The organism is Microbacterium sp. P2_F9 (genome assembly GCF_056403635.1).
On the sequence record NZ_JBFUFC010000073.1, the window covers coordinates 1 to 17,408 of the forward strand.

At 69.1% G+C, this 17,408-nt stretch carries 16 protein-coding genes and 1 riboswitch; of the genes, 13 read left to right on the forward strand and 3 right to left on the reverse strand.

What is annotated here, in order from left to right; translation table 11 throughout:
* Positions 1-242: 242 nt before the first annotated feature.
* Positions 243-1,181: a LysR family transcriptional regulator gene (locus AC1DVT_RS09590; RefSeq protein ID WP_477388465.1), complete on the forward strand. Its 939-nt coding sequence runs from the start codon at positions 243-245 to the stop codon at positions 1,179-1,181.
* A gap of 42 nt (positions 1,182-1,223) precedes the next feature.
* Here the strand turns inward: AC1DVT_RS09590 and AC1DVT_RS09595 are convergent, their stop codons facing one another.
* The gene (locus tag AC1DVT_RS09595; protein WP_477388467.1) at positions 1,224-2,618 is read right to left on the reverse strand and encodes an MFS transporter; all 1,395 of its coding nucleotides are present in this window, start codon (positions 2,616-2,618) and stop codon (positions 1,224-1,226) included.
* Between the two features lie 133 nt (positions 2,619-2,751).
* On the opposite strand from AC1DVT_RS09595, the gene AC1DVT_RS09600 reads away from it, so the two are divergent.
* From AC1DVT_RS09600 to AC1DVT_RS09645, 10 genes are all read left to right on the forward strand, one after another.
* On the forward strand, positions 2,752-4,299 hold the full coding sequence (locus AC1DVT_RS09600) for a fumarylacetoacetate hydrolase family protein (protein WP_477388469.1): 1,548 nt from the start codon (positions 2,752-2,754) through the stop codon (positions 4,297-4,299).
* Entirely contained in the window at positions 4,281-5,000 is a 720-nt protein-coding gene (locus AC1DVT_RS09605; RefSeq protein ID WP_457100023.1) for a GntR family transcriptional regulator, read from the forward strand. Before AC1DVT_RS09600 ends, AC1DVT_RS09605 begins: the two co-directional genes overlap by 19 nt.
* Positions 5,001-5,023: 23 nt before the next feature.
* Positions 5,024-6,577, forward strand: a complete 1,554-nt coding sequence (gene hpaE, locus AC1DVT_RS09610; protein WP_477388471.1) for a 5-carboxymethyl-2-hydroxymuconate semialdehyde dehydrogenase — start codon at positions 5,024-5,026, stop codon at positions 6,575-6,577.
* 5 nt (positions 6,578-6,582) lie between these two features.
* Positions 6,583-7,743 (forward strand): 3,4-dihydroxyphenylacetate 2,3-dioxygenase, encoded by a 1,161-nt coding sequence (gene hpaD, locus AC1DVT_RS09615; protein WP_477388473.1) that lies wholly within the window; start codon positions 6,583-6,585, stop codon positions 7,741-7,743.
* A 10-nt stretch (positions 7,744-7,753) separates the two neighbouring features.
* The gene (locus tag AC1DVT_RS09620; RefSeq protein WP_477388475.1) at positions 7,754-8,539 is read left to right on the forward strand and encodes a fumarylacetoacetate hydrolase family protein; all 786 of its coding nucleotides are present in this window, start codon (positions 7,754-7,756) and stop codon (positions 8,537-8,539) included.
* Complete coding sequence (locus AC1DVT_RS09625) at positions 8,524-9,330, forward strand: HpcH/HpaI aldolase family protein (RefSeq protein WP_477388477.1); 807 nt, start codon at positions 8,524-8,526, stop codon at positions 9,328-9,330. The genes AC1DVT_RS09620 and AC1DVT_RS09625 overlap by 16 nt, the downstream gene beginning before the upstream one ends.
* Positions 9,331-9,388: 58 nt before the next feature.
* A complete protein-coding gene (locus tag AC1DVT_RS09630; protein WP_477388479.1) occupies positions 9,389-10,186 on the forward strand; it encodes a transglutaminase-like domain-containing protein in 798 nt (265 codons plus the stop codon).
* A gap of 66 nt (positions 10,187-10,252) precedes the next feature.
* The gene (locus AC1DVT_RS09635; protein WP_477388481.1) at positions 10,253-10,699 is read left to right on the forward strand and encodes a MarR family winged helix-turn-helix transcriptional regulator; all 447 of its coding nucleotides are present in this window, start codon (positions 10,253-10,255) and stop codon (positions 10,697-10,699) included.
* Entirely contained in the window at positions 10,696-11,349 is a 654-nt protein-coding gene (locus tag AC1DVT_RS09640) for an NAD(P)H-dependent oxidoreductase (RefSeq protein WP_477388483.1), read from the forward strand. Before AC1DVT_RS09635 ends, AC1DVT_RS09640 begins: the two co-directional genes overlap by 4 nt.
* A 54-nt stretch (positions 11,350-11,403) precedes the next feature.
* Entirely contained in the window at positions 11,404-11,961 is a 558-nt protein-coding gene (locus AC1DVT_RS09645; protein ID WP_477388485.1) for a hypothetical protein, read from the forward strand.
* A gap of 119 nt (positions 11,962-12,080) precedes the next feature.
* On the opposite strand, the gene AC1DVT_RS09650 is transcribed toward AC1DVT_RS09645, so the two are convergent.
* On the reverse strand, positions 12,081-12,962 hold the full coding sequence (locus AC1DVT_RS09650) for a bifunctional methylenetetrahydrofolate dehydrogenase/methenyltetrahydrofolate cyclohydrolase (protein ID WP_477388487.1): 882 nt from the start codon (positions 12,960-12,962) through the stop codon (positions 12,081-12,083).
* A 139-nt stretch (positions 12,963-13,101) separates the two neighbouring features.
* Positions 13,102-14,376, reverse strand: coding sequence for a serine hydroxymethyltransferase (gene glyA, locus AC1DVT_RS09655; protein ID WP_477388489.1), 1,275 nt, complete (start codon positions 14,374-14,376; stop codon positions 13,102-13,104).
* A 69-nt stretch (positions 14,377-14,445) separates the two neighbouring features.
* Positions 14,446-14,530: riboswitch (ZMP/ZTP riboswitch) on the reverse strand.
* 115 nt (positions 14,531-14,645) lie between these two features.
* On the opposite strand from glyA, the gene AC1DVT_RS09660 reads away from it, so the two are divergent.
* Together AC1DVT_RS09660 and nagA are read left to right on the forward strand one after the other, a co-directional pair.
* Complete coding sequence (locus AC1DVT_RS09660; protein ID WP_477388491.1) at positions 14,646-16,160, forward strand: family 20 glycosylhydrolase; 1,515 nt, start codon at positions 14,646-14,648, stop codon at positions 16,158-16,160.
* Complete coding sequence (nagA, locus tag AC1DVT_RS09665; protein WP_477388493.1) at positions 16,145-17,332, forward strand: N-acetylglucosamine-6-phosphate deacetylase; 1,188 nt, start codon at positions 16,145-16,147, stop codon at positions 17,330-17,332. The genes AC1DVT_RS09660 and nagA overlap by 16 nt, the downstream gene beginning before the upstream one ends.
* Positions 17,333-17,408: the final 76 nt, after the last annotated feature.

Below are 17,408 nucleotides of genomic sequence, written 5' to 3' on the forward strand. Positions count from 1 at the left end.
GGTATCTGTTGAGCGAAGGAGCCCACGCGACCGGGGCCTCTGATCGCAGGCGCTGATACGTCGGATAGGGGTCTACTACGAGCTGCCCCGGATCGACCCAGTCAACCGTCGGCGGCGCCGCCAATGTCTTCGTCACGCTCAAACTCCTTCGTGTGAGGCCTGCGCTTCCAGTATCGAATCGAAGGCTTCACACGTAAAATGCTTTTATATTTAGAACCTCCCAATCTGAAGTGAGAAGAAGGATGCCGGACTTCACGCTGCGTCAGCTCGAGTACTTCCGCGCCATCGCCGAGCACGGGACGATCCACGCGGCCGCCGAACGGCTGTTCGTGACCCCGACCGCGACCGCGAACGGGTTGACCGAGCTCGAGCGCGTCCTCGGGGTTCAGCTGTGCGTGCGCAGGAAGGGACAGGGTGTTGTGCTCACACCCGCCGGAGCGGCCGTGCTCACCGAGGGCCGTTCGCTGCTGCGCTTCGCAGACGAGCTGCAGCGACACGCCGGGTCACGCGGCGGAGAGCTCGAAGGCCCGCTGAGCATCGGCTGCTACTCGACCCTCGCCCCGACAATCCTCCCTGCGCTCCTCGAGGAGTACGGCGAGAGTCACCCCCGCGTCGATGTCACGTTCGTCGACGGAACGATGGACGAGCTGCACCCTCTCCTCGAACGTGGAGCGCTCGACGTGATCATCACGTATCGCATCAACCTCCCCCTCGGTCTCGAGGAGGCACTGCTGTTCGAGACCGCCGTTCACGTCCTGCTCAGCGCCGACCATGCGCTTGCACACGAGAAGACGGTGTCGCTGCACCAACTCGAAGACGAGCCGCTGATCATGCTCGACCTGCCGCCGAGCGGCCGGCACACGCTGGACATGCTCCAACGCTCTGGTGTGCGCCCGAACGTGCGCCACCGCACCTCGAACTTCGAGCTCGTTCGTTCCATGGTGGGGCGAGGACTCGGATACAGCCTGCTGGTGCAGACGCCCCACATCGATCACAGCTACGAGGGCCGCCGAGTCGTTGCCAAGCCGATCTCTCCAGAGTTCTCCGCGGAGGCTGTTGTCATGGTCTGGCCCGCTGCGATGACGTTGACCGAACGCGCTCGCGCCTTGGTGACGCTGGCGACCGCGACCGTCGGCGCGCGCCAATGGGTGCCCGGCGGCGAAGCCGCCGGGCACCCATGAATCACCGGTGGGGGGGCGCCACGGGCCGTGGGCGCCCGCACCTCACGCCTTGGACCGACCGTAGATCGGGCTGACCGCCTGTTCGGCTTCGTGGTCGGGACCGAGGGGAATGCCCGACCGGTCGCGGAGGAGGAGCGTTCCGGTAAGCCCCACGAGCGTCATGCCCACCAGGTACCAGGTCACGGAGATCGTCGATCCCGTCGCCTGAACGAGAGCGGTCGCGATCAGGGGAGCGAACGCGCCTCCCAGGATGGCGCCGAGGGCGTACGCGATCGACACACCGGAGAAGCGGACGGAGGCCGGGAACAGCTCTGCGTAGAGCACCGAGATCGGCCCGTAAGTGACGCCGATGCCCACTGAGAGGATCACCAGGGCAAGCAGGATGAGCCAGATGTTTCCGGTGTTCACGAGCGGGAACAGTGCGATGACGCCGACCAGCTGCGCGACCCATCCCATGATGAACGTGCGGCGGCGACCGATCTTGTCGCTGACCCATCCGCCGAACAGCGTCGTGATGAGCCAGGCGACCGAGGCTCCCGTCACAGCCCAGAGCACCGGTCCGCGGTCCAGCCCGACCGGACCCTCGGGGTTGGTCGTGTAGTTCTGGATGTACCCGCCCGTTGTCATGTACCCGGCGGCGTTCGAGCCGGCGAAGACCATCGCTGCGACCAGCACGAGGAGGGCGTGCTTGCGGAAGAGCTGGATGATCGGCATCCGGGTCTTCTCCTTGCGCTCGGCGATCTCTACGAACACCGGGCTTTCTTCGACGCGGCGACGAATGTAGTAGCCGACGACGATGAGGACGACGCTGAAGAGGAACGGGATGCGCCAGCCCCACGCGAGGAAGGCGTCACCCGGTGCGACGAGCGACATGATCGCCATCATGCTCGAGGCCAGCAGCAGGCCGAGGGGCACACCGATCTGCGGCGACGCGCCGAACAGCCCACGCTTCGGCCCGGGCGCGTGCTCCACCGCCATCAGAGCGGCACCACCCCACTCGCCGCCCGCCGAAATCCCCTGCACGATGCGGAGCAGGATGAGCAGGACGGGCGCCCAGACCCCGATCGCCTCGTAGGTGGGCAGGAGGCCGATCAGCGCCGTCGCGAGACCCATCAGGATCAGCGTGAGCATCAGCACGACCTTGCGGCCGTACTTGTCGCCGAAGTGCCCCGCGAGGAACGCCCCGAGCGGGCGGAACAGGAAGCTGATGCCCACGGTGGCGAACGACAGCAGGACGCTGTTCGGACCCAGGCCCGCGAAGAAGAGCTGTCCGAAGACGAGACCCGCAGCGGCGGCGTAGATGAAGAAGTCGTACCACTCGACTGTGGTGCCGACGACGGTCGCGAAGACCACGCGTCGACGATCAGAGTGTGCTGCGATCGTGCCCGTGGGCGTGAAGCCCTCGGATCGTGATGACTGCGTGTGTGAGGTGCTCATGAGAATTGCCGGCTCCTGTGCGGGTTGGACGTCACTGTCACTGCGGGCGGAATCTCCATGGCTGGAGATCGTTGTTGCCCGACGCGAAGTCATCATATACGATTTCAAATACGACGCAAGGGCGAGGGAGCTCATGATCACCGAGAACGACACGAAGGCGGCAGCGGATCCGCGATTCGCGGCCCTGCCCTGCCGCCCGGGAAAGATCATCGCGATCCACCTCAGCTATGCGTCGCGAGCGGATCAGCGCGGACGCCGCCCGGATGCGCCGAGCTACTTCTTCAAGCCGTCGAGCTCGGTCGCGGCATCCGGTGGATCCATCGAACGACCCGCGGGCACCGAGCTGCTCGCGTTCGAGGGCGAGATCGCGCTCGTGATCGGAACGGCCGCTCGACACGTCACCCTCGAGGGCGCGTGGGCGCATGTCGGCTGGGTCACCGCAGCCAACGACTTCGGGCTCTACGACCTCCGCGCGAACGACAAGGGATCGAACGTGCGATCCAAAGGCGGCGACGGATTCACCCCGATCGGGCCCACCCTGCTGGATGCCGGGGCTATCGAGCCCGACGGACTGCGGCTGCGAACCTGGGTCAACGGGACCCTCGCGCAGGACGACACCACGGCGGGGCTCATCTTTCCGCTCGCGCAGCTCGTCGCAGATCTGTCGCAGCACTTCACGCTCGAGCCCGGCGATGTGATCCTCACCGGCACACCGGCGGGCTCATCCGTCGTCGTGCCCGGCGACGTCGTCGAGGTCGAGGTTGATGCTCCCGGGCGCGGGCTCACCTCCGGCCGACTCATCACCACGGTGACGCAGGGCGCGGCGGCCTTCGATCCGGCGCTGGGATCGCTTCCCGCCGTCGATGACCTCCAGCGCGCCGAAGCGTGGGGCCGATCCGCGGTCGCTGAGCCCGCATCGGTCGCTGAGCCTGTCGAAGCGTCCGATGCCGCCGCAAGCCCTTCGACAAGCTCAGGGACCGGCTCCGCTCTGACCCCCGAACTCCGCGAGAAGCTGCTGCGCACACCCGTCGCGGGCCTCAGCGCGCAGCTGCGCAGACGCGGGCTCAACAACGTCACGATCGACGGCGTCCGGCCCATGCACGCGGGCACAAAGATCGTCGGCACCGCCAAGACCCTGCGCTTCGTCCCCGCTCGCGAGGACCTCTTCGCATCGCACGGCGGCGGCTACAACGCACAGAAGCGCGCATTCGACACCGTCGGCGAGGGCGAGATCATCGTGATCGAGGCGCGCGGCGAGACCGGCTCGGGGACGCTCGGCGACATCCTCGCCCTCCGCGCCCAGGCGCGCGGCGCCGCCGGCATCATCACCGACGGCGGCGTCCGCGACTACGACACGGTGGCCGGGATCGGCATCCCGATCTTCTCGAACGGAGCGCACCCGGCCGTCCTCGGACGCAAGCATGTGCCGTGGGATCTCGACCTGACGATCGGATGCGGCGGCACGACCGTGCAGCCGGGGGACATCATCGTGGGGGACGCGGACGGCGTGATCGTGATCCCGCCCGCACTCGTCGGCGAGGTCGTGGATGCGGCCCTCGCGCAGGAGGACGAGGACGCCTTCGTGGCCACGCAGGTCGCGGCGGGTCATCCCGTCGAGGGACTGTTCCCGATGAACGCCGAGTGGAAGGCACGGTACGACGCATGGCGCCGGAGCAAGTGACGCCCCTTCGACAAGCTCAGGAACCGGAGGTCTCGCAGAGCAAGTCGCAGCGGGCCTACCACTGGATCAAGGGACGGATCGCGAACCAGGACTTCACCCCGGGGTACCGCCTCGTGCTGGGCTCGATCGCGAACGAGCTCGACATGAGCGTCGTGCCCGTCCGCGAGGCCATCCGCCAGCTCGAGGCCGAGGGACTCGTGACCTTCGAGCGCAACGTCGGCGCCCATGTGTCGATGGTGGATGACTCGCAGTACCGGTTCAGCATGCAGGCGCTCAGCTTCCTCGAGGGGACTGCCACCGCACTGGCCGCTCGCCGTCTGTCCGCCGACGACCTCCGCCGCGCCCGGGCGGTCAACGAGCTCATGGTCGAGACACTCGACCACTTCGACCCGCGCTCGTTCACGGCGCTGAACCAGGAGTTCCACGCGATCCTGTTCGCGCGGTGCGCGAACCCGCGCATGCTCGAGCTCGTCAACGCCGAGTGGTCGAGGCTCGGTCACCTGCGCGACTCGACCTTCAGCTTCGTACCAGGGCGTGCCGCGGAGTCGGTGCGCGAGCACGAGGCCATCCTGGCGCTGATCGAGCGGGGCGCCGCCCTGAGCGAGATCGAGATGGCCGCCCGCCGTCACCGGTCCGCGACGCTCGACGCGTACCTGACCCACGAACACCCCGACGAGGCCCTTGGCCTCCCCGCCGTCTGACCAGACCCAACCCGAGGAATCTCATGACAGACATCGCCACGGGCATCGCAGCCGGAGCGCCGAACCGCGCCGCGGCTGCCGAGCGTCACGTCCCCGCCGACCTGCCCACGCGCATCCAGCACTACATCGACGGCGAGTTCGTCGACTCGGTCGACGGCGACACGTTCGACGTGCTCGACCCCGTCTCGAACGAGGTCTACCTGCAGGCTGCGGCCGGCAAGAAGGCCGACATCGACAGGGCTGTCGCCGCCGCGCGTCGCGCCTTCACCGAGGGCCCGTGGCCGCGGATGCTGCCCCGCGATCGTTCGCGGGTGCTGCATCGCATCGCCGACATCGTCGAGTCGCAGGATGCCCGGCTCGCCGAGCTGGAGTCGTTCGACTCAGGCCTGCCGATCACGCAGGCGCTCGGCCAGGCGCGGCGGGCGGCGGAGAACTTCCGGTTCTTCGCCGACCTGATCGTGGCGCAGGCCGACGACACCTACAAGGTGCCCGGCCGTCAGATCAACTACGTGAACCGCAAGCCGATCGGGGTCGCCGGGCTCATCACCCCGTGGAACACCCCATTCATGCTGGAGTCGTGGAAGCTCGGCCCCGCGCTCGCGACAGGCAACACGGTGGTGCTGAAGCCGGCCGAGTTCACGCCGCTGTCGGCGTCCCTGTGGGCGGGCATCTTCGAGGAGGCGGGGCTGCCGAAGGGCGTCTTCAACCTCGTGAACGGGCTCGGTGAGGATGCCGGCGACGCGCTGGTGAAGCATCCCGATGTCCCGCTCATCTCCTTCACCGGCGAGAGCAGCACCGGCAAGCTGATCTTCGGCAACGCCGCACCGTTCCTGAAGGGCCTCTCGATGGAGCTCGGCGGCAAGTCCCCCGCGATCGTCTTCGCCGATGCCGACCTGGAGGCGGCGATCGACGCGACGATCTTCGGCGTGTTCTCGCTCAACGGCGAGCGCTGCACAGCGGGGTCGCGCATCCTCGTGCAGCGCGAGATCTACGACGAGTTCGTCGAGCGCTACGCGGCCCAGGCCAAGCGAGTGAAGGTCGGCTACCCGCACGACCCGGCGACCGAGGTGGGCGCGCTCGTGCACCCCGAGCACTACGACAAGGTGATGAGCTACGTCGAGATCGGCAAGACCGAGGGGCGCCTGGTCGCCGGCGGCGGCCGTCCCGAAGGTTTCGACACCGGCAACTTCGTCGCCCCGACCGTGTTCGCCGATGTGGCACCCGACGCGCGGATCTTCCAGGAGGAGATCTTCGGCCCCGTCGTCGCCATCACCCCGTTCGACACCGACGAGGAAGCCCTCACCCTCGCGAACGACACGAAGTACGGGCTCGCCGCCTACATCTGGACCAACGACCTGAAGCGCGCGCACAACTTCGCGCAGGCCGTCGAAGCCGGCATGGTGTGGCTCAACTCGAACAACGTGCGCGACCTCCGCACCCCGTTCGGCGGGGTCAAGGCCTCCGGCCTCGGCCACGAGGGCGGGTATCGCTCGATCGACTTCTACACCGACCAGCAGGCCGTGCACATCACCCTCGGCGCTGCCCACAACCCCACCTTCGGCAAGCAAGGACGCTGACTGATATGACCACCGACAAGACCCTCACCTCCTCCGGCTTCTACGTCTCCCAGGAGGCGCCGATCCACTCCGACAACCCGGTGCCCACACCGCAGGCCTCTCCCCCCGACATCCTGCGCTGCGCCTACATGGAGCTCATCGTCACCGATCTCGCGGCATCCCGCGTCTTCTACGTCGACGTCCTGGGCCTCTACGTCACCGAGGAAGACGAGCACGCGATCTACCTCCGTTCGACCGAGGAGTTCATCCACCACAACCTGGTCCTGCGCCAGGGTCCGATCGCCGCCGTCGCCGCCTTCTCGTACCGCGTCCGCACCCCCGAAGACCTCGACAAGGCCGTCGCCTTCTACAAGGAGCTCGGATGCCGCGTCGAGCGTCGCGCGGAGGGATTCGTGAACGGCATCGGCGACTCGGTGCGGGTCACCGACCCGCTCGGGTTCCCGTACGAGTTCTTCCACCAGACCGAGCACGTCGAGCGCCTCTCCTGGCGCTACGACCTGCACACCCCCGGGGAGCTCGTCCGCCTCGACCACTTCAACCAGGTCACCCCCGACGTGCCTCGTGCGGTCAACTTCATGCAGTCCCTCGGGTTCCGGGTCACCGAGGACATCCAGGACGACGAAGGCACCGTCTACGCCGCGTGGATGCGTCGCAAGCCCACCGTGCACGACACCGCGATGACCGGCGGCGACGGCCCGCGCATGCACCACGTCGCGTTCGCCACCCACGAGAAGCACAACATCCTCGCGATCTGCGACAAGCTCGGCGCGCTCCGCCGCTCCGACGCCATCGAACGCGGCCCCGGCCGGCACGGCGTGTCGAACGCGTTCTACCTGTACCTGCGCGACCCCGACGGGCACCGCGTCGAGATCTACACGCAGGACTACTACACCGGCGACCCGGACAACCCGGTGATCACCTGGGACGTCCACGACAACCAGCGCCGCGACTGGTGGGGCAACCCGGTGGTGCCGTCCTGGTACACCGAGGCATCCCTCGTACTGGATCTCGACGGCAACCCGCAGCCGGTGGTCGCACGCACCGACACGAGCGAGATGGCCGTCACGATCGGCGCCGACGGGTTCTCCTACACCCGCCCGGACGACACCCCCGACGAGCTGCCCAGCTGGAAGCAGGGCGAATACAAGCTCGGCCACCAGCTGTGAGGGCCTGACCATGCTCGATCCTGAGACCATCGCGGCGCTCGCCGACGAACTCGCCGAGGCCGACCGCTCGCACAGCGTGATCCCGCGCATCACGGCCCGCCATCCCGAGGCGACGATCGACGACTCCTACGCGATCCAAGGGGTCTGGCGAGAGCAGAACATCGCCGCGGGGCGGCGACTCGTGGGCCGCAAGATCGGCCTCACCTCGAAGGCGATGCAGCAGGCGACCGGCATCACCGAACCCGACTACGGCGTGATGTTCGACGACACCGTCTATCGGAGCGGCGTCGAGATCCCCGTGGATCTCTTCTCGAACGTGCGCATCGAAGTCGAGCTGGCCTTCGTGCTGAAGGAACCGCTCGAAGGCCCCGACTGCAGCCTGAACGACGCGCTCCGCGCGATCGACTACGCGGTGCCCGCGCTCGAGGTGCTGAACTCGCACATCGAGCTGGAAGGCCGGACGATCGTCGACACGATCTCCGACAACGCCGCCTACGGCGCCATGGTGCTCGGCGACGTCCGCAAGCACCCCGACGAGATCGACCTGCGCTGGGTGCCCGGGGTGCTCTCGCGCAACGGCGAGATCGAAGAGACCGGCGTCGCGGCCGGCGTGCTCGGCCACCCCGCCACGGGTGTCGCGTGGCTGGCGAACAAGCTGCACCAGCACGGCGCGCGGCTGGAGGCCGGTGAGATCATCCTCGCCGGGTCGTTCACGCGCCCCGTATGGGTCTCTCACGGCGACACCATCCACTGCGACTATGGACCGATGGGAACCATCACATGCCGATTCGTCTGAGCCCGACCTTCCGGGACGCACTCGCCGCTGCCTCTCGCCCGCTCGCCGGCATCTGGGTCTGCTCCGGGTCGCCGCTCGTCGCCGAGATCTGCGCCGGCGCGGGCCTGGACTGGGTGCTGATCGACATGGAGCACGCCCCCAACGGCCTCGAGTCCGTCCTTGCCCAGCTGCACGCGGTCTCGGCCCACCCGGTGACCCCGGTCGTGCGCGTGCCGATCGGCGACGTCGTGACGATCAAGCAGGTGCTCGATCTCGGCGCGCAGAACATCCTCGTGCCGATGATCTCCTCCACCGATGCCGCCCGCGCCGCGGTCGACGCGGTCCGCTACCCGCCGCGCGGCAGCCGTGGGGTCGGATCGGCGCTCGCCCGCTCGGCCCGCTGGAACCGCGTCGAGGGCTACCTGGCCGATGCCGACGCCCACGTTTCGCTCTTCGTGCAGATCGAGACGACGGCGGGAGTGGATGCCGCGGCCGAGATCGCCGCGGTGGACGGCGTCGACGGGGTCTTCGTCGGACCCTCCGACTTGGCAGCGTCGATGGGGCTGCTCGGCGAGCAGACACACCCCGACGTCATCGCGGCGRTGCGGCGCACGTTCGACGCCGTGCGCGACACCGGCAAGCCTGTCGGCGTGAACGCGTTCGACCCGACGGTCGCGCGGGCGTACCTCGATGCCGGCGCCTCGTTCGTCCTGGTCGGCGCCGACGTCAGTCTGCTCGCCCGGGGCTCGGAGGCGCTCGCCAAGACCTTCGTCCCCGCTGTCGACGACCGCGCGGAGCCCGCTTCGTACTGAAGTCGCGCGGCGTCGTCAACCCTCGCCCGCATTCATCCGGCCATGACAGAGTGAGCCCATGAACAGGGATGTCACCTCCAGGGTCGAACTGAACGTCACCGAGCCGGCCGATCTGGTCTTCGCCGTGGCGGTGGCAGGGGGCTACACCACCGAGCGGGAGAGCTTCACGGCGACCGTCAATGGCGCCCCGATCGACGTCCACGAGGTCACGGACGCCCACGGCACGCGGCTCCACCGCATGACGAGCCCGGTCGGCGCGTTCGTCGCGGAGTACTCGGCCGCGATCGTCGGCGAGGCGACACCGCCGCCCACGTCCGAGGCGGACCTCCTGGCCTATCGTCGCCCCAGCCGCTACGCCGAATCGGATGCCCTCGCGCCCACCGCCGCCGCCGAGTTCGCCGGCATCGCCGACTCCGCCGCGCTCCTGGCCTCGGTGTCGTCCTGGGTGGGCACCCGCCTCCTCTACGTGTCGGGCTCTTCGCTGCCCACCGACGGCGCCATCCGCACCCTGCTGAGCAGGCAGGGCGTGTGCCGTGACTACTCCCACCTCGTGGTCGCACTGCTGCGGGCTCTCGGCATCCCGGCCCGCCTCGCCGCTGTCTATGCCCCGGGGCTGAGCCCGATGGATTTCCACGCGGTCGCGGAGGCATGGGTCGACGAGCGCTGGTGCGTCGTGGACGCCACGACGCTCGCGCCCCGGTCGTCGCTCGTGCGCATCGCGACGGGGAGGGATGCCGCGGACACGGCCTTCCTCAATGTGCTGTCCGGCCGGGCCGACCTGGTGAGCGTGAACGTCACCGCGGTCGCCGACGTCCTCCCGGGCGACGACCTCAACCAGCTCGTCGAGATGTCCTGACCCGGGCGCGCGACCAGATGTTGTAAACCTGTTGACACTCATGTTGTCAACTGGTTGACTCTTGGCATGGCCGAACGGATCACCGCGACACTGCACCACCTCGTGTCGACCCTCGACGCCTTTGCCGAGGACTTCCTGCAGTCCCGCCACGGCGTGTCGTTCAGCACGTTCCTGTTCGTCGCGGTCGTCGTCGACAGCGAGAGCGCCGACATCACGACTCTCGGCCGCGCCCTCGGCGTCACGAAGGCAGCCGTCAGCAAGCGCGTGCCCGGGCTCGTCGCCGACGGCTGGGTCAAGACCGCTTCCGACCCGCACCACGGCAGACGCGTGCTGGTCTCGCCGACTGCGCGCGCCGTCGAACTCGTCCGCGACGCCGGCGGCGCACTGGAGGCCGAATTCACGGTCCTGTTCGGCGATCCGCGCCTCACCGCCGAGGGTGTCGATGTCGCCGTCCTCAATCGCCAGCTCGCTCTGCTCATCACGCTCGTCGAAGAGAAAGGACCCCTCGCATGACCGGTTCCACGCCCGTGCACACTCTGATCGTCATCGGAACCCCGATCGGCGGCAGCCTCAACCACGCCCTCGCCGACGCCTACGCCGCAGCCGCTCGAGCGGGCGGGGCGGATGTCCGCGTGATCGATCTCGCGGTCGACCCGATCCCCGCCCATCCGACCTCGCGCGGCGACCTGCGGGTGCCCCGCTCCGACGCCGATGTGCCGCTCGATCCGGACGTCGCGKGATACGTCGCCGATGTCGAGTGGGCCGACCACCTCGTGTTCTTCCACCCGCAGTGGTGGGGCACCTATCCGGCCGCGCTCAAGGCCTTCATCGACCGGGTGTTCCTGTCCGGGTTCGCCTTCCGGTACCGCGACCGCTCGGCGCTGTCCGAGCGCCTCCTCGCTGGACGCACCGCGCGGATCGTCATGACGATGGACTCCCCCGGGTTCTGGAATCGACTCGTTTATCGCCGGGCCTCCGAGGCGAGCCTGAAGAACGCGACCCTCAGCTACTGCGGCGTCAAGACCATCGGCGTCAGCCGCTTCTCGGCCGTACGATTCGCGGAGGAGCCGGCCCGTGACAAGTGGCTCGCCGAAGTCGCACGTTTCGGTGCACGGGATGCCGCGGCATCCGTCTCCCGCGAACGCGACGTCGTCGCCGCATGACACACGGTTCCATGGTGCTCGCGACGGGCGCCCCGGACGTGCCACTCTGATCCCATGAAGAAGTGGATCGTCCGTTTCGGCGCCCTGTATGTGTTCAACCTCGTCGTGCTGCTCATCATCGGGCTGCTGCGAAGCGTCAACGTCGGTTGGGGCGCCCTGTGGGCGGCCGTGATCCTCACGATCGCGTCGGTGTGGGTGAAGCCCCTCATCACCAAGGCGTTCGCCAACCGGTCGGCGAAATCCGCGGGCCAGCGGGGCAAGGGCACCGAGACGCTCGTGCGCTGGGGAACGGTCTTCCTCGTCGAACTCATCGTCTGGGTGATCGTCGTGATCTTCTCCGGGGTTTCGGTCAACAACTGGTTCTGGGGCTACCTCCTGCCCCCGCTCATCTTCCTCATCGGCTGGGCGATCTACGCGGCGATCGAAGACAAGGTCGAAGCGAAGGCCGACGTGCTCTACGACCAGGCGCACGCCGGGATCACGAAGGCATCATCGACGGATGCCGCGCCCGCCGCGAACTCGCCGGCCCCGACGCAGGCGACGCGCGCCGAACTGCACGACGGTCTCACCGACGAGCAGCGGCGCATGTTCGACGACCTCGGCAAGAGCTGACGCGGGCGAACCCGCGCCTTCCCCGCCCGCTTCACCGCTCAGGCCGGCGCGTCACCAGGCCGCCGGTCTCAGAAACGCGGCCAGACGGCCTCGCTTTGCCGCTTTTGTGAGACCAGGCCTCAGCCCGCTGCGCGCTCGGCCGCTTCCACGACGTTCGTCATGAGCAGCGCCACGGTCATCGGGCCCACGCCGCCGGGATTCGGCGACAGGAAGCCCGCAACCTCGGCGACGTCGGGATGCACGTCGCCGTAGACCTTGGACTTGCCCGTCTCAGGGTCCGCTTCCCGGGTCACCCCGACGTCGAGCACGGCCGCGCCGGGCTTGACGTCCTCGGGGCGCACGATGTGCTTGACGCCCGCCGCGGCGACGATGACGTCCGCCTCCCGCAGATACCGGCCGAGATCGACGGTGCCCGTGTGGGTGAGGGTCACCGTCGCGTTGATCTCGCGGCGCGTGAGCAGCAGCCCGATCGACCGGCCGATCGTGACGCCGCGACCGACGACGACCACGTGCTTGCCCTTGAGGTCGTAGTCGTTGCGCAGCAGCAGCTCGATCACACCGCGCGGCGTACAAGGGAGCGGCGTCGTGATCGGGGAGTTGACGTTGAGCACGAGCCGGCCGAGGTTGGTCGGATGCAGGCCGTCGGCGTCCTTGGCGGGGTCGATGCGCTCGAGGATCGCGTCGGTGTCGAGGTGCTTCGGCAGCGGCAGCTGCACGATGTAGCCGTGGCAGGTGGGGTCGGCGTTGAGTTCGTCGATCAGCGCCTCGACCTCGGCCTGCGTGGCGTCGGCCGGCAGCTCGCGCTGGATCGAGTTCATGCCGATCGCCTCGGACTCGCGGTGCTTCATGCCGACGTACAGCTGCGACGCGGGGTCGGCCCCGACGAGCACGGTGGCGATGCCAGGCACGATGCCCCGCTCGTTGAGCGCGGCGACGCGCTCGCGCAGCTCGGCCTTGATGCCGGCCGCGGCGGCCTTGCCGTCCAGTCTCTGTGCGGTCATGGTCGTTCCTTCCTCATCTCGAGAAACCACATTGCCGATGAGACATCACGCAGCGCGTGGTTTCTCGATCGCGAAGTGGTTTCTCAGGCGCGAAGTGGTTTTTCGCGGGGTCGTGGGCTTGGGCGGAGTGCGACGCGCCCTACTGCTGGAGACCCGGGTAGAGCGGGAACGCGGAGGTGAGGGCGGCGACGCGCCCGCGCAGCGCCTCGACATCGGCTCCGGGCAACAGCGCGAGCGCGATGATGTCGGCGACCTCGGCGAACTCGGCGTCGCCGAATCCGCGCGTGGCGAGCGCCGGCGTGCCGATCCGCAGCCCCGACGTCACCATCGGCGGACGCGGGTCGTTCGGCACCGCGTTGCGGTTCACCGTGATGTGGATCTCGTGCAGGAGGTCCTCCGCCTGCTTGCCGTCGATCTCGGCGTGGCGGAGGTCGACGAGCACGAGGTGCACGTCGGTGCCGCCCGAGCGCACGCTGATGCCCGCGGCCGCGACATCCGGCTTCGAAAGCCGCTCCGCGATGAGGTGTGCGCCATTCAGCACGCGCTGCTGGCGCTCCTTGAACTCCGGCGTCGCGGCGAGCTTGAACGCGGTGGCCTTCGCGGCGATCACGTGCATGAGCGGGCCGCCCTGCTGGCCGGGGAAGACGGCGGTGTTGAGCTTCTTCGCGAGATCGGCGTCGTTGGTGAGGATGAAGCCCGACCGCGGTCCGCCGATGGTCTTGTGCACGGTGGACGAGACCACGTGGGCGTGCGGCACCGGCGACGGATGCAGGCCTGCGGCCACGAGGCCGGCGAAGTGCGCCATGTCCACCCAGAGCAGCGCGCCGACCTCGTCGGCGATCGCACGGAAGGCGGCGAAGTCGAGCTGACGGGGGTACGCGGACCAGCCCGCGATGATGACCTTGGGCTTGTGCTCGATCGCGAGCCGGCGCACCTCGGCCATGTCGACGAGCGACGTCTCGGGGTCGACCCCGTACGCGACGATGCTGTAGAGGCGGCCGGAGAAGTTGATCTTCATGCCGTGCGTGAGGTGGCCACCCTGGTCGAGGGACAGGCCGAGCAGGGTGTCGCCGGGGCGGGCGATGGCGTGCAGCACTGCCGCGTTCGCCGTGGCACCCGAGTGCGGCTGGACGTTCGCGAACTCGGAGCCGAACAGGGCCTTGGCCCGTTCGATGGCGAGCTCCTCGGCGACGTCGACCTCTTCGCAGCCCCCGTAGTAGCGGCGACCGGGGTAGCCCTCGGCGTACTTGTTCGTGAGCACCGAGCCCTGCGACTGCAGGATCGACACGGGCACGAAGTTCTCGGACGCGATCATCTCGAGATACCCGCGCTGTCGCTGCAGTTCGCGCTCGAGCACCTGCGCGATCTCGGGATCGACTTCGGCGAGGGGGGCGTTGAAGTACTTATCGGTCACTGGGGATCTCCTTGACGACGGCTTTGTGAGTTTCGGCCGCCCGCGGTGCGGGCTTGCCGAGTTCGGTCTCGCATCGGCCCAGGCGCGCGGTCGAATGCCGTTGTCTGTCGCTCCCCGGTGGTAACCCACCTCAACGCCAGTTGCGACTCGTCGAGCATATCGGACACCGCGCTGATAGGCTGGCCGGGCTATTTGTTAGGGCTCTTTACGTGAGATCCTTGGATGGGCCGCACCGGTGCGAGTCGCGGCCGACCAGAAGTGGAGAAGCCGTGCCGCTGCCGCCCGTCGTCCCCGCCCCCGCCTCGATCGAGGCGTCGGCCGGAGCCCCCTTCGTCCTTTACGACGGCGTGCTCGTCACGGGAGAGACGGATGCCGCGGCCGCCCTCCGCCGCCTGCTCGAGGCGCGCACGGGCCTGACCGCCGCCGGCCCCGACGAACCCGGCGCCGACACCCGGATCGACGTGCGCATCACGCCGGGCGGAGCGCCCGAGTCGTACCGCATCGCGGTGGACGCGGCATCCGTCGTCATCACCGGCGCCGATGCGGCCGGAGCGTTCTATGGCGTCCAGACGCTCGGTCAGCTGATCGCGCGCGACGGCGAGCGCTGGGTGATCCCGGCGCTCGAGATCGCCGATGTCCCCCGCTTCGCGTATCGCGGGGTGATGCTCGACGTCGCGCGCCACTTCCAGACGGTCGACACCGTCAAGGCGTACATCGACCGTGCGGCCGGCCTGAAGTTCAACACCCTGCATCTGCACCTCAGCGATGACCAGGGCTGGCGCCTCCAGCTCGACTCCCGTCCGAAGCTGACCGAGCTCGCGTCCGGCACGTCGGTCGGCGGCGATGCCGGCGGTTACTTCACCAAGGCGGACTACGCCGAGATCGTCGCGTACGCGGCCGCGCGGCACGTGACGGTGGTCCCCGAACTCGACATGCCGGGTCACACGCACGCCGTCGGCCTGGCGTACCCCGAACTCGCCGAAGCACCCGTGCTCCCCGAGCACGGCGAGCCGCACGACGCAGACCCACCCCCGCGCGCCGGCCACCCCTACGAGGGGATCGCCGTCGGCTTCTCCTCGCTGCGGATTCACGAGGAGGCGACCTACGACTTCGTCTCCGACGTGTTCGGCGAGCTGGCGGCCATGACTCCGGGGCCGTACCTCCACCTCGGCGGCGACGAGTCGCTCGGCACCGATCCCGACGACTTCGCCGAGTTCATGGCGCGTGCCACCGCGATCGTGGCAGACCTCGGCAAGATCCCGGTGACCTGGCACGAGGCCGGCGCCGCACCCGACCTCCACCCCGACACGGTCGGCCAGTACTGGGGGTTCCTGACGCCCACGAACGGCATGGACGAGAAGACCCGCGCCTTCGTCCGCCACGGCGCACAGGTGATCCTCTCCCCCGCCGATGCGATCTACCTCGACATGAAGTACGACGACACGACCTCGCTCGGCCTCGCCTGGGCGAACGGCCCCACGAGCGTCGAGCGCGCCTACTCCTGGGAGCCCTCCGTCATCATCGACGGCATCGCCGATGCCGACATCCTGGGCATCGAGGCGCCGCTGTGGAGCGAGACGATCCGCGACCTGGAAGACATCGACACGATGGCCTTCCCGCGCATCGCCGCGGCCGCGGAGGCCGCCTGGTCTCCCCCGGCCGGCTCCAGCGAACAGCGCACCTGGGCGTCCTTCCGCACGCGGGTGGGCGCCCTCGGACCGCTCTGGACGAGCCTCGGCATCCGGTTCCACGCATCGAAGGAGATCCCATGGACGACCGACTGACCACCGTCATCCACTCCGTGCGGCAGGTTCTGCCCGGCCCGCACGCCGGGGGTCGCATCATCGACGACGCGTGGGTGCGCTTCGACGGCGATCGGGTCGTCGCGACGGGGACCGGCGACGGCTGGCGGGCCACGCAGGGGACGGATGCCGCGACCATCGTCGACGGCACCGCACTGGCCGGCCCGGGAGCCCTGCTGACGCCGGGCTTCATCGATCTGCACGGGCACGGCGGCGGCGGCGCCTCGTACGACGACGGACCGGACGCCATCGAGGTCGCCCGGGCGCTGCACCGCGCGCACGGGACGACCCGCGCGGTGGTCTCGCTCGTCACCGCCCCCCTCGAAACCCTGGAGCGCCGGGTGGCGATGGTCGCGGACGTCATGGCGGACGACCCCGAGATCCTCGGCTCGCATCTCGAGGGGCCATTCCTCGACCCCGGGCACAAGGGCGCGCACGATCTCTCGCTGCTCCGCGATCCCAGCCTCGCCGCCGTCGAACGTCTGCTCGCGGCGGGGCGCGGCACGGTGCGCCAGGTGACCCTGGCACCGGAACGGCCCGGCGGGCACGACGCGATCCGCGCCATCGTGGCGGGCGGCGCGGCGGCCGCGGTCGGACATACGGATGCCGGTTTCGACGCGGCCGGGGCGGCCTTCGACGCCGGTGCGACGATCCTCACGCACGCGTTCAACGCGATGCCCCCGCTGCACCACCGGGATCCCGGACCGGTTGTGGCCGCGGCATCCGACTCCCGTGTCACCCTCGAGGTCATCGCCGACGGTGTGCACCTGCACCCGGAGATCGTGCGCCTCGCGTTCCTCATGGCGCCTGGACGCGTGGCGCTGATCACCGATGCCATGGCCGGAGCGGGCGCCGCGGATGGGCGTTATGAGTTGGGCGGGCTCGAGGTCGATGTCGTCGCCGGCATCGCCCGACTCGCCGACGGCGGGTCGATCGCCGGATCGACGCTGACCCAGGATGCGGCGCTGCGCTGCGCGGTGACCGCGGGGGTTGACCTGGTCGACGCCGTCGGCGCGCTCACCCTCGTTCCCGCCCGCGCGATCGGGCGCGAGCAGGACCTCGGCACGCTCGCGCCGGCATCGCTCGCCGATGCGGTGCTGCTGTCCGCGGACCTGCAGGTCCGCGGCGTGTGGATCGGCGGCGCAGCCGTCTGAGCGCGCGACGATCGGCGGATGCACCGTGTCGGCTGTGGCGCCAGGGACGTCCGTTGCATTCCCCAGATGCAACGGC